The organism is Longivirga aurantiaca, from assembly GCF_042660085.1.
GTDB classification, from domain to species: domain Bacteria; phylum Actinomycetota; class Actinomycetes; order S36-B12; family CAIYMF01; genus Longivirga; species Longivirga aurantiaca.
This window is the reverse complement of record NZ_JBHSTI010000008.1, coordinates 1,985,040-2,005,014: the sequence shown is the minus strand read 5'-3', so window position 1 is coordinate 2,005,014 and position 19,975 is coordinate 1,985,040. Positions and strand designations below refer to the sequence as shown.

At 72.7% G+C, this 19,975-nt stretch carries 26 protein-coding genes; 12 read left to right on the top strand and 14 right to left on the bottom strand.

Features of this window, described 5'->3' with window-relative positions:
• The first annotated feature begins 59 nt into the window (after positions 1-59).
• A complete protein-coding gene (locus tag ACFQGU_RS13550; protein WP_386767519.1) occupies positions 60-884 on the top strand; it encodes an alpha/beta fold hydrolase in 825 nt (274 codons plus the stop codon).
• 137 nt (positions 885-1,021) lie between these two features.
• On the opposite strand, the gene ACFQGU_RS13545 is transcribed toward ACFQGU_RS13550, so the two are convergent.
• Positions 1,022-2,716, bottom strand: a complete 1,695-nt coding sequence (locus tag ACFQGU_RS13545) for a DUF222 domain-containing protein (protein WP_386767517.1) — start codon at positions 2,714-2,716, stop codon at positions 1,022-1,024.
• 164 nt (positions 2,717-2,880) lie between these two features.
• Positions 2,881-3,123: a hypothetical protein gene (locus ACFQGU_RS13540; protein WP_386767515.1), complete on the bottom strand. Its 243-nt coding sequence runs from the start codon at positions 3,121-3,123 to the stop codon at positions 2,881-2,883.
• A gap of 274 nt (positions 3,124-3,397) precedes the next feature.
• On the opposite strand from ACFQGU_RS13540, the gene ACFQGU_RS13535 reads away from it, so the two are divergent.
• Together ACFQGU_RS13535 and ACFQGU_RS13530 are read left to right on the top strand one after the other, a co-directional pair.
• Positions 3,398-3,832 (top strand): ATP-binding protein, encoded by a 435-nt coding sequence (locus tag ACFQGU_RS13535; RefSeq protein ID WP_386767513.1) that lies wholly within the window; start codon positions 3,398-3,400, stop codon positions 3,830-3,832.
• A gap of 80 nt (positions 3,833-3,912) precedes the next feature.
• Entirely contained in the window at positions 3,913-4,689 is a 777-nt protein-coding gene (locus tag ACFQGU_RS13530; protein ID WP_386768297.1) for an RNA polymerase sigma factor SigF, read from the top strand.
• Positions 4,690-4,710: 21 nt separating this feature from the next.
• On the opposite strand, the gene ACFQGU_RS13525 is transcribed toward ACFQGU_RS13530, so the two are convergent.
• The gene (locus tag ACFQGU_RS13525; RefSeq protein WP_386767512.1) at positions 4,711-5,028 is read right to left on the bottom strand and encodes an STAS domain-containing protein; all 318 of its coding nucleotides are present in this window, start codon (positions 5,026-5,028) and stop codon (positions 4,711-4,713) included.
• Positions 5,029-5,051: 23 nt separating this feature from the next.
• Positions 5,052-5,477, bottom strand: a complete 426-nt coding sequence (locus tag ACFQGU_RS13520) for an ATP-binding protein (protein ID WP_386767510.1) — start codon at positions 5,475-5,477, stop codon at positions 5,052-5,054.
• Positions 5,478-5,651: 174 nt separating this feature from the next.
• Between ACFQGU_RS13520 and ACFQGU_RS13515 the strand changes: the two genes are divergently transcribed.
• The 3 genes from ACFQGU_RS13515 to ACFQGU_RS13505 all read left to right on the top strand — a co-directional run bounded on the left by ACFQGU_RS13515 (position 5,652) and on the right by ACFQGU_RS13505 (position 9,070).
• Positions 5,652-6,464: an N-formylglutamate amidohydrolase gene (locus ACFQGU_RS13515; protein ID WP_386767508.1), complete on the top strand. Its 813-nt coding sequence runs from the start codon at positions 5,652-5,654 to the stop codon at positions 6,462-6,464.
• A complete protein-coding gene (locus tag ACFQGU_RS13510; protein ID WP_386767506.1) occupies positions 6,461-8,572 on the top strand; it encodes a RecQ family ATP-dependent DNA helicase in 2,112 nt (703 codons plus the stop codon). The genes ACFQGU_RS13515 and ACFQGU_RS13510 overlap by 4 nt, the downstream gene beginning before the upstream one ends.
• A gap of 81 nt (positions 8,573-8,653) precedes the next feature.
• Positions 8,654-9,070, top strand: coding sequence for a hemerythrin domain-containing protein (locus ACFQGU_RS13505; RefSeq protein ID WP_386767504.1), 417 nt, complete (start codon positions 8,654-8,656; stop codon positions 9,068-9,070).
• Positions 9,071-9,216: 146 nt separating this feature from the next.
• Here the strand turns inward: ACFQGU_RS13505 and ku are convergent, their stop codons facing one another.
• Entirely contained in the window at positions 9,217-10,206 is a 990-nt protein-coding gene (gene ku, locus ACFQGU_RS13500) for a non-homologous end joining protein Ku (protein ID WP_386767502.1), read from the bottom strand.
• 110 nt (positions 10,207-10,316) lie between these two features.
• Between ku and ligD the strand changes: the two genes are divergently transcribed.
• Positions 10,317-11,204, top strand: coding sequence for a non-homologous end-joining DNA ligase (gene ligD, locus ACFQGU_RS13495; RefSeq protein ID WP_386767500.1), 888 nt, complete (start codon positions 10,317-10,319; stop codon positions 11,202-11,204).
• A 7-nt stretch (positions 11,205-11,211) separates the two neighbouring features.
• Here ligD and ACFQGU_RS13490 read toward each other — a convergent pair whose 3' ends face one another.
• From ACFQGU_RS13490 to ACFQGU_RS13450, 9 genes are all read right to left on the bottom strand, one after another.
• The gene (locus ACFQGU_RS13490) at positions 11,212-12,999 is read right to left on the bottom strand and encodes a SpoIIE family protein phosphatase (RefSeq protein ID WP_386767498.1); all 1,788 of its coding nucleotides are present in this window, start codon (positions 12,997-12,999) and stop codon (positions 11,212-11,214) included.
• A gap of 172 nt (positions 13,000-13,171) precedes the next feature.
• Positions 13,172-13,327, bottom strand: a complete 156-nt coding sequence (locus ACFQGU_RS13485) for a hypothetical protein (protein ID WP_386767496.1) — start codon at positions 13,325-13,327, stop codon at positions 13,172-13,174.
• 45 nt (positions 13,328-13,372) lie between these two features.
• Positions 13,373-13,960, bottom strand: a complete 588-nt coding sequence (locus ACFQGU_RS13480) for a ferritin-like domain-containing protein (RefSeq protein ID WP_386767494.1) — start codon at positions 13,958-13,960, stop codon at positions 13,373-13,375.
• Positions 13,947-14,216, bottom strand: coding sequence for a GlsB/YeaQ/YmgE family stress response membrane protein (locus ACFQGU_RS13475; RefSeq protein WP_386767492.1), 270 nt, complete (start codon positions 14,214-14,216; stop codon positions 13,947-13,949). The genes ACFQGU_RS13480 and ACFQGU_RS13475 overlap by 14 nt, the downstream gene beginning before the upstream one ends.
• Before the next feature lie 88 nt (positions 14,217-14,304).
• Entirely contained in the window at positions 14,305-14,496 is a 192-nt protein-coding gene (locus ACFQGU_RS13470) for a hypothetical protein (RefSeq protein ID WP_386767490.1), read from the bottom strand.
• A gap of 61 nt (positions 14,497-14,557) precedes the next feature.
• Positions 14,558-14,869, bottom strand: a complete 312-nt coding sequence (locus ACFQGU_RS13465) for a hypothetical protein (RefSeq protein WP_386767489.1) — start codon at positions 14,867-14,869, stop codon at positions 14,558-14,560.
• Entirely contained in the window at positions 14,866-16,017 is a 1,152-nt protein-coding gene (locus tag ACFQGU_RS13460) for a glycosyltransferase family 4 protein (protein WP_386767487.1), read from the bottom strand. Before ACFQGU_RS13460 ends, ACFQGU_RS13465 begins: the two co-directional genes overlap by 4 nt.
• 105 nt (positions 16,018-16,122) lie before the next feature.
• Positions 16,123-16,314, bottom strand: coding sequence for a hypothetical protein (locus tag ACFQGU_RS13455; protein WP_386767485.1), 192 nt, complete (start codon positions 16,312-16,314; stop codon positions 16,123-16,125).
• Between the two features lie 176 nt (positions 16,315-16,490).
• Positions 16,491-16,697: a hypothetical protein gene (locus ACFQGU_RS13450; protein ID WP_386767483.1), complete on the bottom strand. Its 207-nt coding sequence runs from the start codon at positions 16,695-16,697 to the stop codon at positions 16,491-16,493.
• A 119-nt stretch (positions 16,698-16,816) separates the two neighbouring features.
• On the opposite strand from ACFQGU_RS13450, the gene ACFQGU_RS13445 reads away from it, so the two are divergent.
• The 5 genes from ACFQGU_RS13445 to ACFQGU_RS13425 all read left to right on the top strand — a co-directional run bounded on the left by ACFQGU_RS13445 (position 16,817) and on the right by ACFQGU_RS13425 (position 19,972).
• The gene (locus ACFQGU_RS13445; protein WP_386767481.1) at positions 16,817-18,013 is read left to right on the top strand and encodes a glycosyltransferase; all 1,197 of its coding nucleotides are present in this window, start codon (positions 16,817-16,819) and stop codon (positions 18,011-18,013) included.
• Positions 18,014-18,316: 303 nt separating this feature from the next.
• On the top strand, positions 18,317-18,505 hold the full coding sequence (locus ACFQGU_RS13440; protein WP_386767479.1) for a CsbD family protein: 189 nt from the start codon (positions 18,317-18,319) through the stop codon (positions 18,503-18,505).
• A 49-nt stretch (positions 18,506-18,554) separates the two neighbouring features.
• The gene (locus ACFQGU_RS13435) at positions 18,555-19,160 is read left to right on the top strand and encodes an SRPBCC family protein (protein WP_386767477.1); all 606 of its coding nucleotides are present in this window, start codon (positions 18,555-18,557) and stop codon (positions 19,158-19,160) included.
• Positions 19,161-19,181: 21 nt separating this feature from the next.
• On the top strand, positions 19,182-19,505 hold the full coding sequence (locus ACFQGU_RS13430) for an STAS domain-containing protein (RefSeq protein ID WP_386767475.1): 324 nt from the start codon (positions 19,182-19,184) through the stop codon (positions 19,503-19,505).
• A gap of 68 nt (positions 19,506-19,573) precedes the next feature.
• The gene (locus ACFQGU_RS13425; RefSeq protein WP_386767473.1) at positions 19,574-19,972 is read left to right on the top strand and encodes an ATP-binding protein; all 399 of its coding nucleotides are present in this window, start codon (positions 19,574-19,576) and stop codon (positions 19,970-19,972) included.
• The last annotated feature ends 3 nt before the right edge of the window (positions 19,973-19,975 follow it).

Sequence of the window (19,975 nt, the reverse complement as noted above, 5' to 3'; positions counted from 1 at the left end):
CGTTCCGTGTGCCGGGATGCTCGCGTGCCGCCGCTGCGGCGTGCGCGATGCTGGTGCGCATGACCGCACCGCGCCCCGAGCTCGGCTCGACCGTCGTCGCCGCCGGCATCAGCACCAACTACCTGCACGCGGGCTCGGGCGACCCTGTGGTGCTGCTGCACGGCTCCGGCCCGGGGGTGACGGCGTACGCCAACTGGCGGCTCACGATCCCGGTGCTGTCGCAGCAGCTCGCGGTGTACGCGCCGGACCTGGTCGGCTTCGGCTTCACCGAGCGGCCCGACGGCGTCGACTACTCCATGGACACGTGGGTCGGCCAGGTCGTCGGGTTCCTCGACGCGCTCGGGCTCGGGAAGGTCGCGCTGGTGGGCAACAGCTTCGGCGGCGCGCTGGCGCTGCGGGTGGCGGCGCGGCACCCCGACCGCGTCTCGCGTCTGGTGCTCATGGGCAGCGTGGGGGTGCCGTTCGAGATCACCGACGGGCTCGACCGCGTGTGGGGCTACGAGCCGTCGCTCGAGAGCATGCGCGAGCTCCTCGGGATCTTCGCGCACTCGCGCGAGCTCGTGACCGACGAGCTCGCGCAGGTGCGCTACGAGGCGTCGATCCAGCCCGGCTTCCAGGAGTCGTTCTCGGCGATGTTCCCCGCCCCGCGCCAGCGCTGGGTCGACGCGATGGTGACGCCGGACGACGAGATCGCGCGCCTGCCTCAGCCGACCCTCGTGGTGCACGGCCGCGAGGACCAGGTGATCCCGCTGTCGAATGCGCTGCACCTGCTCGACGTGGTGCCCGACGTACGGCTGCACGTGTTCGGCCGGTGCGGGCACTGGACCCAGATCGAGCACGCCGCGGCCTTCAGCCGCCTCGTCCTCGACTTCCTCACCGAGTAGCGGTCGGCCGACGCAGAACTCGTCGCCCTCGGGTCGTGCCCCCTCCTCCCCGCTTCCTCCGACGTCCGTGCGGTCACCGGGCATGGCTGTGCGCCGGACTCCGGGGTGGGGTCCGGCTCACGGCCGTGCGGGGGTGGTCAGAAGGGCGGGATGTCGTCGGCAGGGTCGGGCGCCGGCCCATGGCGACGCCGGGGGAGCAGCGGTGGGTCGGGGTGGTCGAGGAACGGGCGGGGTGGGATGTGGACGACCTGCCCGGCTCGGGTGGTCCAGGTGCAGGAGCCGTCTGCTCTCGAGTCGGTGATGTCGACCCGGCGGGCGGTCTTGAGCTGGTGGCTGGGGATGCAGATGCCGCCGCAGTTGTCGGCGCTGGTGGGGCCGTGGGGTGCTTCCTCGGCGTGGTCCATCTGCAGCCGGGTGGAGGTGGGGATGTGGTCGTGGACCGGGTTGCGGCAGATGTCGCGGGCCAGGATGAAGCGGTGCAGCGTGTCGTCGGTGTAGCGGTTGCCCACGTCGATGAGGTGATCGGTGACGAACCGGCGCCAGGTCTTCACGGTGCCGGCGTACTCGCGGGCGGTCTCCGGCGGCAGGGGCTGCCCGTCCAGGAGGGCGACACGGTCGCGTTCGCGGGTGAGGGTCAGGAAGTCGATGACCAGGTGGCCCTCGAACACCACCGAGGCGGCCCGGTCCCAGACCACGGACCCGTCGGGGTTCAGGGTGCCCAGCACACGGGCGGCGAGCGCGTCCGCGCGGGCGGTGTCGGCGTCGGGCTCCTCGTCCTCGACGTCGTCCGCGTCGTCCGTCGTCGAGGCGCGGTGGTCGCTGCCGCCCGAGGCGGCGTGGTCGCCGTGGCGCGGGCCACTGTGGTCGCCGTCGGTCGGGACGACGTCGGCCTCGTCAGCGAGGACGACGTCGGTGCCGGGCGTCGGCTCCGACGGTGTGCCGTCACGGCGGGCGGCCGTGCGGGCGCGCTTCTGGGCGCGGGCGGCCTTCTTGCTCGAGCGGGCGTCGGCGGCGATGGTCTCGTGGACGGCGCTGATGATGGCCCAGTCGTCGACGTAGCCGAGCATGCCCATGCCGTCGGCGAGGCGCTTGACCCAGACCCTGCGCTCCTTCTTCTTGGCGCGGCGGTGGCGCTCGGCGGCGTCGGGGTCGAACCGGGCGACGAGCTTCTCGACCTCGGTGGCGAACTGCCCGGGCGTGCGGGTCAGCGCCCGCGTCAGGGCGCGGGCGGAGATCGCCGCGATCGCGGCGGGGTCGGTGACGTAGCGGGTGCGGTCGACCAGCACCGCGAGGTGGCCCCAGGACACCCGTCCGTCGGTGAGCGCGGCGAGGAGGTCGGGGTAGTCGCGGGTGATGGAACGGGCGAGCTCGAGGGCCTTGCCGGCGTTGTACTCCGAGGTGCGCCGGGCGATGGCGATCTCGTGCTGCAGGTCCTGCTCGTCCAGGCCGGTCCAGTACTCGTCGTCGTCGCCGAGCGCCATGAGGGTGCGGATCCGCAGCGACTGGGTCAGGCACTCCACCTTGTCCAGCGCCGACAGCATCCGCAGCTGGTCGCCGGGGTCGGACAGCGACTCGGGGTCCAGGGCGTGCAGCAGCACGAGGTCGAACGGGTCCGCCGGGCCGTCGACCGCAGCGACGAGGCCGAGCTCGGAGAACGGCCCCGGGTCGGGCAGGTCGTCACCGGCGGGGTCGACGTGGCGCTCGGGCGGGAAGTCGCGCCGCAGCGCTTCGGCGAACGCGTGCTCCTGCTCGCGGGTGACCGGTGACCACCCTGGCGGGAACGCCTCGTCGTACGACGCGGACGTCTCGACGGAGTCGAACGTGGTCGACATGGTCACCTCCCTCATCTGCTGGACGACTGATGAAAGCCTCTCAGCCACCTCCGACAGTAGGATCCGGATCGGGAGCCATATCGCGGAGAAGCGTTCAGCCCCAAGCGAACACGGCATACCGCCTGACGCCCATCGGTGGCTGAGTGCAGGGTCGCGGGAGGGGGCTACGGCCTGCGGCCGAGGACCCACGCGACCGCCCCGGCGGCGAGCAGACCGACAGCGAGGGCAGCGCCGAAGGCCCAGCCCGAGCCGCAGGGCACCGAGTAGCCGAGCGCGGAGGAGCAGGCGGGAGGGTCGGTATCGACACCTCTCGCCGGAAGCAGCAGGAAGACCACCGCCAGGCCGCTGCCGACGCCCGCGAGCAGCGCGGGAACCCTGCTTCGCGTCCTTGTCCCTGCCGCCGCCATACGGGCCAGGATGCTCGGCCGCCACGCGCGAAGCGACTGCTATCGGCGCATCCGCGCGCGATTCGGTAGTGGAAACTCGGGGCCGAGTGCGAGATTCCACTAACGAATCGCCCATCCGTTCAGGCCCGAGGTTTGGGATGGCCGGATCGGGGGCAGCACGCATCGTGATCTGTGCCCTCGCCCCGTCCGCGCCACCGTGCGCGCGCTGGTGGCGACCCGGCCACGGCGTTAGCGTCGCAGGCACGATGCCCACCGGTGACGAGGAGCAGCTCGGATGACCCAGAACGCCGTTCGACTGTCCGTGCCGGCCGAGACCGGCTGGGTGTCACTGGTGCGCTCCACCGCGGTCGCGGTCGCCTCGCGCGTGGGATTCGACCTCGAGCAGCTCGAGGACATCCGCCTGGCCGTCGGAGAGGCGGCCGGACTCCTGGCCGCGAGCGCCGAGCCGGGCTCGGTGATCGACGTACGGCTCGACGTCGAGGACGCCGCCGTCCTCATCAGCATCACGGGCCGGTGCGAGGGATCGGTGCTGCCGAGCGAGGACAGCTTCGCCTGGGCCGTGCTCGCCGCGCTGGTGGTCGACCTGTGGGCCGAGGAGACGCCGGACGGCGTCACCATCTCGCTGCGCGCGTCGCGCTCGAGCGCCACCGCCGGCACCACGTCGACCGGCACCACGTCGACCGGCACCTCGTCGGCCGACCCGTCGTGAACCATTCCGCGGCGCATGCGGGCGCGCCGCCGCCGACCGACGAGGACGTGACGCCCGCCCACGAGCCGTCGGGCGACGCCGTGCTGCCGCGCGGCTGGGGCGACGCCCACCGGGCGCGCGAGCGCGAGCTGCTCGAGGTGCTGGCGAGCACCGACGCCGAGTCCGCCGAGCACCAACGGGCGCGCGACGACCTCGTCACCCTGCACATCCCGCTGGTGCAGTACCTCGCCCGCAGGTTCCGTGACCGCGGCGAGCCGCTCGAGGACCTCACCCAGGTGGGGATGATCGGCCTGCTCAAGGCGGTCGACCGGTTCGAGCTCGAGCGCGGCGTCGAGCTGGCGACGTACGCCACGCCCACCGTCATCGGCGAGATCAAGCGGCACTTCCGCGACAAGGGGTGGGCGATCCGCGTGCCGCGGCGCCTGCAGGAGCTGCGCATGTCGCTCGGTCAGGCGACGGCTGAGCTCTCACAGCGAACAGGACGCACGCCCACCGTGGCGGAGCTCGCGGTGCAGCTCGGCATCAGCGAGGAGGAGGTGCTCGAGGGTCTCGAGGGCGCGCAGGCGTACAGCTACACGAGCCTGGACGCCCACGTCGGCTCGTCCGACGACTCCGGGTCGCTGGCCGACCTCATGGGCGCCGACGACCCGGGCATCGAGACGATCGAGTACCGCGAGTCGCTGCGGCCCCTGCTCGCGCAGCTGCCGGCGCGCGAGCGCAGGATCCTGGTGCTGCGGTTCTTCCGCGGGATGACCCAGACGCAGATCTCCGAGGAGGTCGGCATCTCGCAGATGCACGTGTCGAGGCTGCTGGCCAAGTCGCTCGCCGTGCTGCGCGAAGGCCTGCTCGACGAGTGACCGGCAGCCCGGCCGACCGCCTCAGCCGCCGAGATCGGCGAGCGCCTGCTCGACCGAGCCCGTCGTGGTCAGGGCAGAGTCCAGCTGCGTGATCGACATGACCCTGGCGACCGGCCCCGAGGTCGGCAGCACCAGCGTGAGCGAGCCGCCAGCCTCCGAGAGCTGGGAGTTCGCGCGCACGAGCTGCGACAGCGCCGCGGAGTCGAGGAACGTCACGTCCCGGAGGTCGGCGACGACGGGCGCCTCGGGTCCGCCGCTGGTCAGGATCTCCAGCAGCTCGGGTGCATTGGCGATGTCGTACTCGCCCGCGAGCGTGATCACGACGGGTGCTGGTGACATGGGGGTCTGCCTCTCGTTGGTCTTCACGGTCCTGCCTCGCCGTCCCTGGCCACCCGTGCCCAGACGGCCTTTCCCTTCGCGCTCTCGAGAACGCCCCACTCGGTCGTGAGGGAGTCCACGATCAGGAGCCCGCGCCCCCGCACCGCCTCGAGCGAGATCGGCATCGGTGACAGCGGAACGACCGAGCCATGGTCGAGCACCGACACCAGCACCGAGCCCGCAGGCTCGACGACCACCTCGAGGGTGGCCGGCGGGAGACCGTGCTCGAGCGCGTTCGCCACGAGCTCTCCCGCCACGATGATCGCGTCTTCCACCGTGCCAGGCGACGCGGCCTCCGTGAGCGCGCTGCGCAGAGTCGATCGCCACACCGCGCGCCCGTCCTCGTCGAGGACGAGCGTCACCGCGCCCCCACCACGACCGGTGGCGGCGGGCTTCCGCCTCTGCGTCACAACAGTCCTTCGGCTGGTCCGAGCGCACCTCACGAGATGCCAGTACCCCCTCGGAGGCGGGCCAAACATCGTGGTCATGCTAGGTCCGGGCGTGCGTCCGTGCGGCCCACCGCCGCGGACCGCGCGCGCCGCCCCGCCCCACTGCCGTCGCACCCGTCGCCTACGGTCGCTCCCATGGCCTCCGCGCAGCAGTCCTCGTTCGACGTCGTCCCCGGTGACGCCTCGTCGTCCGTGGTGCTGCACGTTCCGCACGCCTCGACCGTCATCCCGTCCGACGTCCGCGCACGGATCCTGCTCGACGACGACGCGCTCGCCGCCGAGCTGCGCGCGATGACCGATGCGTCCACCGATGTCGTAGCGGCCCACGCGGCGGCGGCGGCGCGCATCCGGCCGTGGTCGTTCGTCAACCGGCTCTCGCGCCTCGTCGTCGACCCCGAGCGGTTCACCGAGCCCGGCGCGGAGGAGATGGACGCGATCGGCATGGGGGCGGTCTACACCGCGACGTCGGTGCTCGGGCCGCTGCGCGACGCCGACCCGGCCCATCGCGCAGACCTCCTCGCGCGCTACTTCACGCCGTACGCCGAGTCGCTCGCCGACCTCGTGTCGGCGCGGCTCGACGCGCACGGACGTGCGCTGGTGGTGGACGTGCACTCCTACCCGCGCGACGTCCTGCCCTACGAGCGCCACCCCGAGGCCGCGCGCCCGGCCGTGTGCCTCGGCTTCGACGAGCGGCACACCCCGGGCTGGCTTCGTGACCGCGCGGCCGAAGCGTTCCGCGAGTGGGAGACCGCCGTCGACCAGCCCTTCGCCGGCACGTACGTGCCGCTGCGCCACTACGGGAAGGACCGGCGGGTGTCGTCGCTCATGGTCGAGATCCGCCGCGACCAGTACCTCGACGGCGATGGCGAGCCGGTGGCCGCCGAGGTCGCCCGGCTCGGTGCCGCCCTGGCCGCCCTCGTCGACTCCCTCGACGCGGTGCCCGCGTGACCGCCGTGACCGCGGCAGCGCTCGACGCGGCGGCTGCGCGCGTCATCACCGCGCTCGCAGGGCCCGACGCGATCGTGCGCGACGACCAGCGCGCGGCGGTGTCGGCGCTCGTGCTCGAGCGGCGTCGCGCGCTCGTCGTCCAGGCCACCGGATGGGGCAAGTCGGCCGTCTACTGGATCGCCGCGCGCGCCGTCCGCGACGCCGGGGGAGGCCCGGTGCTCGTGGTGTCGCCGCTGCTCTCGCTTATCGGCGACCAGGTCGTCGCCGCTCAGCGCGCAGGGCTCACCGCGGCCACGCTCAACTCCTCCAACCTCGACGACTGGCCCGACGTCGAGCGCGCACTGATGGCGGGGCAGGTCGACGTCCTGCTCGTGTCGCCCGAGCGCCTCGCCAACCCGCGCTTCTCCGCGACCGTGCTCGACGTGCTGCTGCCGCAGCTCGGCCTCCTCGTGATCGACGAGGCCCACTGCATCTCGTCGTGGGGCCACGACTTCCGCCCCGACTACCAGCGCATCGCCGGTCTGCTGCTGGCCAACCCGGACCTCCCCGTGCTGGCCACGACCGCCACCGCCAACTCGCGGGTGACGGCCGACGTCGCCGACCAGCTCGGCGCCAACACGTTCGTCCAGCGCGGCCGGCTCGCGCGCGAGTCGCTGCACCTCGGCGTGCTCGCCGGGCTGTCGTCGTTCGACCGTTATGCGTGGACCGACCAGGCGCTGCGGCAGCTGCCGGGGTCGGGCATCGTCTACTGCCTCACGGTGGCGGACGCCGACCGCCTCGCCGGGTTCCTCGCCGAGCGCGGTCACGCGGTGGCGGCATACTCCGGGAAGACCGAGACCGCGGACCGCGCGCGGATCGAGGCTGCGCTCAAGGTCAACGAGCTGAAGGCCGTCGTCGCCACCTCCGCCCTCGGCATGGGCTACGACAAGCCCGACCTCGCGTTCTGCATCCACGTGGGCTCGCCGTCGTCGCCCGTCGACTACTACCAGCAGGTCGGCCGCGCCGGCCGCGCGCTGCCCGAGGCGAGCGTGGTGCTGCTGCCCGGCGACTCGGACGAGCGGCTGTGGGAGTGGTTCGCCACCGCCAGCGTGCCGAGGCCCGACGAGGCGGCCGCCGTGCTCGCAGCCCTGCGCTACCAGGGCGCGTTGAGCGTGCCCGCCCTCGAGGCCGCGACCGGCGTACGCCGCACCCGCGTGGAGCTGCTCGTGAAGGTCCTCGCGGTCGACGGCGCGGTGTCGCGCGAGGGCACGTCGTGGGCCGCGACCGGCCAGGACTGGACCTACGACCACGAGAAGTACGACGCGCTCGTCGCGGTGCGCCGGCGCGAGTCGGACATCATGCGCGAGTACGTCGTCGGCGGGGACTGCCTCGAGGTGCTGCTGCGGCGCTCGCTCGACGACCCGACCGAGCAGGGAGAACGGTGCGGCCGCTGCTCGGTGTGCACGGGCACGCTCCCGGCCGGGCTCCCGACCACCACCGACCCCGAGGCTCGCGAGGCGGCGCGCGCCTGGCTGCGCGACCTCGTCGTGCCGCTCGAGCCGCGCAAGATGTTCACCTCCGGCATCGACGCCGCGAGCGGACGGCCCGCATGGCGCGGACGGATCGCGCCGTCGCTCGCCCTCTCGCCCGGTCGCGCGCTCGCCTTCGCCGACGACCCGGCGTGGGACCGGATGGCCACGGTCACCGGGCCCCTGGCCCCCGATGCTCCGGCGCCTGACTGGCTGCTCGCCGCACTGGAGCGGTCGTTCGGCCGCTGGCTCCCGTCGCTGCCGCAGCGGCTCGAGGCGGTTGCGCCGGTGCCGAGCTCGCGGCATCCGCGCCTCGTGCACTCGATCGCCGTGACCATCGCGCACGGGGTGGGCATCCCCCTCCTCGACGCGATCGTGCTGGACGGGCCTCCGCCCGGCTCCGACCTCTCGCCCGCCGGGCGCGCGTGCGCGCAGGCAGCACGCATCTCGCTCGCCCCGGGCGCCGAGGTGCCTGAGGGCCCGATGCTGCTCGTCGACGAGACCTGGCGCACGGGCTGGACCGCCACGCTCGCCGGGGCTCTGCTCCGCGAGGCCGGGGCGCGCAGCGTCACCCCCTTCGTGGCGCACCAGCTGCCGTGACCGGTCCCTGCGCGTTTCGCCGTGCGCCGCGGGGGTAGTCGGGACCGGTGCGAACCCGCACCGCCACGACAGGAGACCACCATGGACGCCATCGTCATGCTGCGCGAGGACCACGCAGCCGTGAAGAAGCTCTTCACCCGGTTCGACAAGGGCGAGACGTCGGTCGTGCCCACGATCTGCGACGAGCTCGACCGCCACGCTGCGATCGAGGAGACCTACTTCTACCCCGAGGTCAAGGACGTCATCCCCGGCCGCGACCTCGTGCTGGAGTCGATCGAGGAGCACCACGTGGTGCACATGCTCATCGGCGAGCTGCGGGCGATGGACCCCGGCGCGGAGACCTACCGGGCCAAGGCCACGGTGCTCATCGAGAACGTGAAGCACCACATCGAGGAGGAGGAGAGCGAGCTCTTCCCCGCGGTGCGCGAGGCGTTCGGGCGCAAGGACCTGCAGGAGCTGGGGCAGCGGATGAGCGGCAGCCCCGAGGCCGCGCGCTGACCACGCTCCCCGACGTCCCAGGTTTGCCGCTTGGGCCGCCGGGTAGTTCGGAGGTGCCCGGGACGAGACCCCTCCCGTCCCGGGCACCACTCGCCCCGGGGGAGGCCAGCACACCGATGCGCCGCTGTCCCGCACTGCCCCGCCCGTCAGGCGCTGCGCCTCCGCGCGGGCTTCGAAGCGGCCTTCTTCGCCGCCGCCTTGGTGGGACCAGCGGCCTTCCGCGGCGTCGGCTTGCTCGCGGCAGACTTCGTGCCGACAGCCTTCTTCGCCGCCGCCTTCTTGGCAGCGGCCTTCTTCGGGGCGGCCCTCGTCGCAGGGCCCGCCGGACGATTCTGGGCCCGGGCGTCCTCGCCTGCGCTCGTCCTCTTCACCGACTCGCGCAGCGCGGCCATGAGGTCGACCACTATGGCGTCGCCCTCGTCCTCGGGGACGGTTGCGGTGTCGGCCGGCACTCCGGCGCCGCCCGCGACCTTGCGGTCGATCACCTCGAGGAGGGCCTCGCGGTAGTCATCGTGGTACTCGTCGGGGTCGAAGTCGCTCGACAGGCTGTCGATCAGCGAGGACGCCATGGCGAGCTCCTGCGGGCGCACCTCGGCGTCGGTGTGCAGGACATCGAACGTCGCACGCCGCACCTCGTCCGGCCACAGCATCGTCTGCATGAGGATCACGTCGTCGCGCACGCGGAGCGCCGCGAGCTGGGCCTTCTGGCGCAGCACCACGCGCACGAGGGCGGTGCGCTCGGTGGTGCGCAGCGCCTCGCGCAGGAGGACGTATGGCTTGAGGGCCCGGGCCTCGGGCTCGAGGTAGTAGCTGCGGTCGAACAGCACCGGGTCGACCTGGTCCGAGGGTACGAACTCGAGCACGTCGATCTCGCGCTTGCCCGGCACCGGCAGGGCGTCGAAGTCGCGCTCCTCCATCACCACGAGCTCACCGCTGCTGGTCTCGTACGCCTTCGCGAGATCGGCGTAGGCGACGGGTTGCCCGTCGACCGAGCAGGTGCGCACCATCTTCACGCGGCCGCCGTCGGCGGCGTGGACCTGGTGGAAACGCACGTCGTGGTCCTCGGTGGCGGCGTACAGCTTGACCGGCACGTTGACGAGCCCGAACGAGACGGACCCCTTCCACATCGACTGCATCGTCGTTCTCCTCCGTCGGGACGTACACCATCGGAGAGGATGCCCGCCATGACCGGGAGCCAAACCAGCGCGCAACGGCGCCTGTCGAAGACTGCGGACGAGGTCCTCGTGTGAGCGGCGCCGAGGGTGGGTGGCTGTCGGTCGCCGGGCGGGAGGTGCGGGTCACCAACCTCGACAAGGTGCTGTACCCGGCAACCGCGACCACCAAGGCGGACGTGCTGCAGTACTACCTCGCCGTCGCTCCGTCGATCCTGCCCGAGATGCGCGACCGGCCGGTCACGCGCAAGCGCTGGCCGGACGGCGTGGAGCAGAAGCCGTTCATCGAGAAGAACCTCCCGCGCGGCGCGCCCGACTGGGTGCCGCGCATGACGCAGCACCACACGGGTCAGCGGTCCGGCCACGAGGGGCGCGACCTCGACTACCCGCTCGTCGACGACGAGGCGGTGCTCGTGTGGCTCGCGCAGTCGGGCGCCTTGGAGCTGCACGCGCCGCAGTGGCGCGTCGACCGCGCGACGGGCGAGCCGCTGGCGCCCGACCGGCTGGTCGTCGACCTCGACCCCGGGGCGCCGGCCGGGCTCGACGCGTGCGCCGAGGTGGCGCTGGCGACCCGCGGTCTGCTGGTCGCGGACGGCCTCGTCGCCCGCGCAGTCACCAGCGGCTCGAAGGGCATGCAGCTGTACGCCGATCTCGGTGACGGCGCGGAAGCGGTGCACGACGCCGGCTCGGAGAGCGACTACGCCCACGCGCTCGCCGCGCGGCTCGAGGCGGCGCTGCCCGCCCTCGTGGTCACCCGGCAGGCACGCGACCTGCGGCCCGGCAAGGTGCTCGTCGACTGGAGCCAGAACAACCCGGCCAAGACGACGATCGTCCCGTGGTCGCTGCGGGGGAGGGAGCGGCCGACGGCGGCGACGCCGGTCAGCTGGACGGAGGTCGAGGCGGGCGGACTGGTGCAGCGCACGCTCGCGGAGGCCACGGCGCTCGCGGAGGGCGGGAGCTGACGCCGGGCTAGGTCGCGCGGACCACGAGAACGGCCATGTCATCGGGCGCGGTGGTGCGGTACCAGTCCACCGACCCGAGCACGTGCTCGACGGTGTCGTCGGGCCGGGGGTCGGTCATGGCCGAGAGCAGCTTGAGCAGCCGGGACTCGCCGAACTCGACGCCGTGACGCCTCGCCTCGGTGACGCCGTCCGTGTGCAGCAGCAGGAGGTCGCCGGGGGAGAGGTCGACCGTCACGGTGCCGATGCGCACGTCGGCGAAGGCGCCCAGCAGCATCCCCGGCACCCCGACGTGCTCCGCGACACGGTCGCGGACCACCACCGGCAAGCAGTGGCCGGCGAGGGAGATCTCGGCCCGGATGCCGTGGTCGAGCCGCGTGAGCCGCAGCATCGCGGCGGTCAGCAGCCGCGGCTCGTCCACCCATGCACCTTCGACGAGTGCGCGGTTGAGCCGGTAGAGGGCCTCGGCAGGGGGCATGTCCCGCGCGAGCGCCCTCAGCGTATGGCGCACCATGCCCGTGAGCCCCGCAGCGTTGACACCGCGTCCGGCGACGTCGCCGATCACCACGACGAGCGACCCGTCGACCGCGGGGAACGCGTCGTAGAAGTCCCCGCAGACCTCGGTGCCCAGCTCGGCGGGCTGGAGGCCGGCGGCCATCGTTACCCCGGGCCACTCCGGCAGCGGCCCTGGCATGAGTGAACGCTGCAGCGTCTCCGCGATGCGGGTGCTCTCCGTGAGCAGCGCGTCGTTGCTCGACATCAGGCGGTTGCGGTCCAGCGCCGCCGCGAGGTGGTCGGCCAGCGTCTGCAGCAGGCTCACGTCCTCGCTGCTGAACTCCCGCGGCTCGCGCCAGCCGATCGAGACGATGCCGAGGTTGCGGCATCCCGAGGTCAGCAGCAGGGTGGCCCAGGCCTCCTGCCGCGGCTCCTGCGTGACCAGGTCGGGGAAGCGCCGGCGCAGGCACTCGGAATCGGTGATCAGTATCGGCAGGCCGGTGCGCACGAGCTCGCGAGCGAGCGACGAGTCGCGCACCTGCCAGGAGGTCAGGCCGGCCATCTCGGTCCCGTCGAGCCCGACTGTGGCGATCTGCGTGCACTCGGTGCCGTCGTCGTCGAGGACGTTGAGGGCACCGGCCTCGGCGCCCAGGGCGATGACGGCGTGCTCGAGCACGACGGCCGCGGCCTGCGACAGGTCGACGGTATGGGCGAGCTCGGCGGCGACGGCCTGCAGGGAGCGCAGGCTCGCGAGGGCAGCCTCGGACCGTGTGCGGTCGTGCCCTGGGTGCGCCGCGGCCACCGCGCGGTAGAGCGCAGACGCGCAGACCTCGGCGACGGCTTGCGAGAGCTCGACGACCTCGGCCGTCATCTCGGCGGCGTCGCACCAGCCGAGGCCGAGCACCCCCACCGGCTCCTCGCCGCGCAGGAGGGGGAGGACGCACAGCGCGTTGTGCTCGAGGTCGACCTCCGTGAGGCCCGGGTAGCGCTCGTGCAGCTCGTCCACGGACCGGATCACCACGGGCTGGCCCGAGCGCAGCGCGTCGCCTGCGGGCAACGTCGCTCCGCTCTCATGGGTGTCGAACGCGAGGACGACAGGGGTCGGCGTGTTCACCGACGACACGAGGCGCAGTGTCGTGCCGTCGTCCTCGACGGTGGAGACCGTGACCATGCTGGCGCGCAGGAGCGGTGCGCAGTGCGCGGTGATGACCTCGACCACCTCGGCCGCGTCGACGGCACCGGCGAGCTCGACGGAGAGCGCGTGCAGCGCGTCGGTGTCGTTGTCGATCGGCAGTGCAACCACCCCTCGTGGTCGTGGCGGGTCGGGCCCCCGGTGGAGGGCGCGGCTCGGTGCCCCTGTGCCCGTTCGTGCGAGGTCCCAAACATCCGGGCCACGCGGACGACGACGGCGCGGCCGCGGTCGCCCGCAGCCGCGCCGTCGACGGTGAGCCAGGTCGTGCGAGGCTCAGGTCCTCCTAGTACCAGTGCGCCCTGCCGGCCACCGGGCGGCCCGTGCCGCCGAGCAGCGCGAGCACCACGCCGACCACCGCGAGGATGGCCCCGAGGGTGATGAGGATCGAGGTGCTGGTGAGCCAGCCGACGATCACGAGGATGAGTCCGAGAATGATCATGGTGTGCCTCCAGAGTGGTTCGCGCCGGGGATGCCGGCGCGTCGATCAGGCCGGGCCGGTCGCTGCCGGAAGGCCGTCGAGCATCGAGGCGAGGTCGTCGGCGTGCTCCTCCTCCACGGCGAGGATCTGCTCGAGCATGCGCCGGGTGGTCGGGTCGGACGACCCGAGCCACTCGATGATGTCGGTGTACGCGGCGACGGCCACCCGCTCGGCCACGAGGTTCTCCGTGACCATCGCGCGCAGCGAGTCGGCCTCGACGTACTCGCTGTGCGCCCGCCCCTCGAGGGTGGACGGCGAGAAGTCCGGGTTGCTCCCGAGCTGGCTGATGCGCGCGGCGATGAGGCCGGCGTGCCCCAGCTCCTCCTCGGAGTGGGCGAGGAACTCCGCCGCGATCGGCTCGGCGTCCATACCCGTGGCGGCGTAGTGGTGCTGGCGATAGCGCAGGACGCAGACCAGCTCGGTGGCAAGCGCCGTCTGCAGCATCTGCACGACCCGCTCGAGGTCCGCGCCGTACGCCGCGGAGACCGCGCCCCGGTCGAGGTTCTCCCGGGCCTGGGTGCGCAACGCCTCGACGTCGCGGATGAAGTCCTCGGCGGGGCGCAGGGGCGTGACGCCCCGGTCAGGCGCGAGCACGACGCAGCATCCGGACCAGCAGCAGCACGAGGACCGCGCCGATCACCGAGCCGATGAGCCCGGACGTCTGGAACGCGCCGTCCGCGCGGTCGCTACCCGTGATCAGGTATCCGAGGAAGCCGCCGAGCAGCGACCCCACGATGCCGAGGGCGGTCGTCGCCAGGAGACCCATCGAGTCGTTGCCGGGCAGGATCGCACGGGCGATGAGACCGGCCACGAAGCCGATCACGATGGTGACGATGATGAACCAGAGCATGTCCTTCTCCTTTTTTCCGCCACCCGTCCGGTGGCGCGACCTCAGCGGTTCCCTGGCAGGCCAGGGCTAAACCTGGGTGACGCAGTGGTCAGTGCCGGCCGTCGGGGGTGGGCTGAGCAGCGCCCTGCTCCGCCTCGGTGGAATAGCTCGACTCGTCGTCGGCTGCCTCGTCGGCGGGCGAGGCACGGCCGCCGCCGTCGGCGAGGGCCTCGCGCTCGACCTTCTGGGCGCGTGCCTTCTCGTCGGCCACGGCGTCCGGCTCGTGCATCTGCTCGGTCATGCCCGCTGGATGCCCGCTGACGGTGCCCGGCAAACGCGCCCGGTCGTCCGAGGCCTGCCGGTCACGGACCGGAGGGAAGGGGGAGGTCAGACCCTGTGCGGTGCGCGTCGTTGCTGCGGTTCGGCGCGAGGTTGTCGATGCGCCGGGCGAGGTCGTCGGCGCCTTTGGACATGGCGTCGGATGCACGCTCGGCGGCGACGTCACGGACGTCCACGGCTGCCTCCTTGGCCGTGGTGGCGAGGTCGTCGAGCCCTGCGCGGCGGGTGAGGCCCTGCCAGCCGTCGCGGAGCCGGTCGTACGCGGGTCGTCCGGCGCGGGCGCCGAGCACGTAGCCGATGGCTCCGCCGATGCCGATCAGGATGAGCTTCTTCATGAGTTCTCCTTGGGGATGAGCTGGGGCACCCGCAACGTCAGGTCGACGGCCGCGGTCCGTACGTCGGCGAGCGGCTCATGGCCGCGTTGTCGAGGCGGTAGGGGGAGGCGTTGGGGCCGGGCACGGTTGGCGCCCGAGGCCACCGTCGTGGCGAACACGGCCTCGTAACCGCGCACGGTCCGGCCGATGTCGAGGTGGTCGAGGGCATGCGTTCGGCAGTCGCGCGCGGACAGCTCGTCGAGTCGGGCGACGTCCTCCACCAGCTCGAGGTGGTGGTCGCGTACCCAGCCGGTGGTGCCGTGCTGCACGAGCTCAGGGATGGCGCCGCGCGCAAGAGACAGCACAGGTGTGCCGCAGGCCTGCGCCTCGGCCACCACGAGGCCGTACGGCTCCTCCCACTGCAGCGGGAACAGCAGGGCCTTGGCCGAGCCGAGCAGACGTACCTTGTCGCCGAAGCCCACCTCGCCCGCGAACTCGATGGTCGGGGAGAGGCGCGGACGCACCACGGTCTCGAAGTAGCCCTCCTCCTCGCGGCCGTGGATCCGCGCCGCGATCACGAGCCGTGAGCCGGAGCGTTCGGCGACCTCGATGGCCTGCGCGACGCCTTTGTCGGGGTGCATGCGGCCGAGGAAGAACAGCATGTCGTCCTTGCGATCGGAGAACGGGTACGACTGCACCGGGATCCCGTTCGGCACGGTCGCCCGCCAGGAGATGTCCGGTGCGCTGCGTCGCTGGGCCTCGGAGATCGCGATGAGGTCCGCGCTGTCCGCGCGCCGTACGAGGCGGGCGTACGCCCCGTGCAGCGGGCCGTGCACGGTGGCGACGGTGGGGCAGCTGCGGTGCTCCGCGGCGGAAAGCCCCGGCAGCGTGTGGTCGCTGACGACGTCGGGGTCGAAGTCACGCAGCGCGTCCTCGCCGATGCTGGCGTGCAGGAGCGAGACGACCTCGTCGCCGAGCCGGTCGGGCGAGGGGGCGTCGAGGGTGCGGTACCCCTGAGCAAGCGTGCCGTGGGCGCCGGCCGACACGAGGAGCACCTGGTGCCCGCTCGCGACGAGACCGTCCGCGAGGCCCGAGACGAGGAGCTCGACCCCGCCGTACGCACGAGGCGGTACGGCGTACCAGGGCGGAGCCATCAGCGCGATCCTCATGCTCGGACTCCTCTGTGCTCGGTGGGGACCATCGAGGTACCCGCAGCCGCCACTGCCAAACCGATCAGCGGGCGGCCTCCATTGCCGTCCGCCGACCGCGGGCGCTCAGTCCTCGCGCGAGGTGCGGCGGATCACAGCGTCGACGGACCGGTCCTCGTCGGGGTCCTGGGTCTGCGGATCGGCCGTCCACGAGCCATCGCCGTCCGACGAGGCCTCCGGCTCCGGCTGCTCGGCCGGCGTCAGCCCGTCGGTCTCGGGTACGTCGGTGCCGGTGTGGTTCTTGGTCGGGTCTGTCATGAGGTCCTCGTGTCGTCGGGGCCACCGGCGTCCGCTGGGCGGTTTGCCGATCACCCGAGGCGGGTACAGGGGTGACACCGCGTGGTCGCGGGTCTCGGTGAGAGAGCGGAGTGGTGATGACGTCTGTCGCGCTGTCGGGCCGGTCGGGTGCGGTCCCGGAGGCTGCCCGCTCCTGGTCAGGGGTTGGCGAACGGACGGTTGCGGTGCGGCGGCGCCGGCGGTCGACGGCGTTGCCCCCGGATCACCAGCCCGACCACGACCGTGAGCAGCACGATCCCGAGCATCACCGCAGCGAGCGTCAGGCCGGTCACGGTCGCGCTCTCCGCCGTGCCCTCGGTCTGGTAGGGCGTGGGCGACGCGGACGTCGCCGTGGTGCTGGTCATGCAGGCCTCCTGTGCGCCGGGGTCGGACTCGGCCCCCTGGCCATGCCCGCACCGGATGTACCCAAACCCCGACGCACGTCGTGCGGACGGGACAGCGCGAGGACGACGGAGGTGCGGGCATGCGCGTAGCACTGGTGAGGCACCGTCCCGACGACACCGACACCGACCGCGACAGCGTCCCGGCACTCCTCGCCCGTCCGCTCGAGGATCTGGCCGACGACCTCGCCGCGCTCGGGCACGAGGTGCTCGTGGTGGAGGCCCGTCGTCCGCTCGCTCGCGGGGGTCAGAAGGGTGGGCCGTCGCTCGAGGCGCTCGACCGCATGGCGCAGGCGCGCACAACGCCGGGGCCGTCCCGTCCCGGTGCCATCGTCTGCTCGACACGACGGGGCCTGGCCGCGGCCCTCGACCCGGCGTCGGTCGACGTCGCTCTCGCCGTCGGACGTCGGGCTGCGGAGACCCTCGATCGAGTGTCGTCGGACCTGCGCGTCCCGTGGCTGTGGTGCCCCGAGGCCACCGACCTCAGATCGGAACCCGGCTGCGTGGGCCCGTGGCTGCCGCGGCACGCGGACGGGTTCGTCGTCGGGTCCCTGCCCGAGGTCGAGCTCCTCGCGAGGGCGGGTGTCGACGGTGGCCGGTGCGAGGTCGTGCCGTGGCAGCTCTCGATGCCGGCGCACGGGTCCCCGGCGCTCGGCGAGGTGACCGAGTGCGCGACGTCGGTCCTCACGACTGCGGGCGCGGGCGGCGCCGGTGTCGCCGACCTGATCCGTGCCGTCGCGGTGCTGCCGGAGATGAAGCTCTGCGTGGCGGTGGACGCCGCGACCGCAGCGGGCGGCCACACCGTGGAGCGCTGGGCCAGGCTCGCCGCCGGGCTGCGGGCAGGCGACCGGATCCGGTTCGTGCGCATCACGACTGGCGAGGGTCTGCGGGTCATGGTCCGGTCCTCTGACCTCGTCGTCTCCGTCCCGCACGGCAGGCCCGAGACCTCGCTGCTGGCCACAGCCATGTGGGCGGGGACCCCGCTCGTGGCCAGCGATGTCGCGGGGGTGCGCGAGCTCGTCGAGAGCGGCACCACCGGTCTCGTGCTGCCGCCCGGCCAGCCACGCCGCCTCGCCCGGGCGCTGCGCGTGGTGGGTCGTGACACGCCGGCCCGCTCCACCTGGTCGTGGTCGGCCCACCGACGTGCCGTCGAGCGGTTCGACCGCCACGGCACCGCGGTCACCATGTCCCGCGCGCTCGCCGCCTCCGTCGCTTCGCGGACCGACGAGCCCGGCTGGGGCCCTACGTCGGACCGGCTGGACGATTTCGCGGCTGGCTAGGCCTCGCCGACCGGACGCGTTGTTTGGCTCCGCTGTGGTCGGGCAGTCCCGAGGTGCCTCGCCGAAGGAGATGCCATGACCCAGGACCCAGGCGTCACGACTCCCGTGCCGCCGTTCGAGCCCGGACCGGACGTGCCCCCGACGACCGTTCCGCAGCCAGCGCCCGTGCCTCCCGTGCCGGCGCCGCCGGTGGATCCCCCGCCGGACCCGCTTCCGGATCCCGTTGTGCGGCATGACGTTTAGTGCGTCGCCCACCGGGCACCGTGAAGGTACGACACCGCACTACGACATGAAGGGACGTGCATGACCATGAGCACCGAGGACAAGGCCAAGAACCTCGCGCAGAAGACCGGCGGCGCCATCAAGGAGGCCGCAGGCAAGGTGACCGGCAACGAGTCGCTCGAGGCCGAGGGCAAGGTCGACCAGAGCAAGGCCGATCTCAAGCAGGGTGCGGAGAAGCTCAAGGACGGCGTGCGCGACGCCACGAGCTGATCGATCCGCACCCCCCAGCGCACGCGCACGTCGAGCTCAGGAGGAGCACATGACAAGCCACGAGCACACAGTGGTCGTCGACCGACCGCTCGCGACCGTCTACGACCAGTGGACGCAGTTCGAGTCGTACCCCCGGTTCATGGACGACGTCGAGTCGGTGCGGCAGATCGACGACACGACGACCCACTGGCGGGTCTCTGTCGGCGGCGTCTCGCGCGAGTACGACGCGACGATCACCGAGCAGCACCCCGGCGAGGTGATCGCGTGGCAGAGCGTCACCGGCCCCGAGCAGGGCGGTCGCGTGAGCTTCGCGAGCCTCGACCCGGATCACACCCGCGTCACGCTGCGGATGGACCTCGAGCCGCACGGCGTCGCCGAGCGCGTGGGGGACGCCCTGGGCATCGTGTCGTCCGCCGTCAGCAGCTCCCTGGAGAAGTTCAAGGAGTTCATCGAGGAGCGGGGCACCGCCGAGGGCGGATGGCACGGCACGGTGGAGGAGGGCGACGGCATCACGTCGGTCGACCTCACCGACTCCACGCTCCGTGCCGACGAGACAGTCGACACCGCCGACCGCCCCGTCGCACGCATGGAGGACGAGGGCGGCTCCCTGGACCCGAGGCATGACGGCCCCGGTGCGCCCGGTGGCCTGCGCTGACGCCTCGCAGGGGTCGCGGTGATGCACCAGCAGCCGGTCGTCGTGGCGGCGCCCGTGGGCGAGCTCGACATCACCCGCCTCGACGAGGTGGACGCGATGCTCGACTCGGTCCCGCCCGACGGTCGGCTCATCGTGGACCTGTCCGCGGTGCAGTTCGTCGACTCCGTGACCCTCTCCCGCTTCGTGCGGGCGCTGCGCCGCCGCGAGGTGGCCGGTGGAAGGCTCGTGCTCGCCGGCGCGCACGGTGCCGTACGCCGGGTGCTGGCCATCACGCGGCTCGACGCCGTCCTTCCATACGAGGATGACGTCGACTCTGCCCGGGCGTACCTGCGCGCGTTGGAGTAGCGCGCGGGTGCGCCGCGGCGGGAGACCGTCCCACCCACCCACCTGCACGGACCGTCCTGGGAGGTCGGATGACATCGACCGTGATCGCCGGCACCCGCTGGGTCTGCCTGCCCGCGTCGATGGACAGCCCCTCCCGCTCCCGTGCCTTCGTGCGCGAGGCCCTTGTCGGATGGGCGTTGCGCGACCTCATCGATGACGCAGTCCTCCTGGTGAGTGAGCTCGCGTCCAACGCCGTCCTCCACGCACGCACCACGATGGTGGTCGGCGCGTGCTGGACCCCGTCCACGCGCGTGCTCCGGGTCTGCGTGCTGGACGACGACACCGACGAGCCGGTGCAGCGTCACGCAGACCCCACAGCGACGTCGGGCCGCGGCCTGGAGATCGTCAACCGAATCGCCTCGCGCTGGGGTGTCATCCAGGGCGCAGACGGCAAGAGCGTGTGGTTCGAGCTGGTCCCCGCGGCCTGAGCC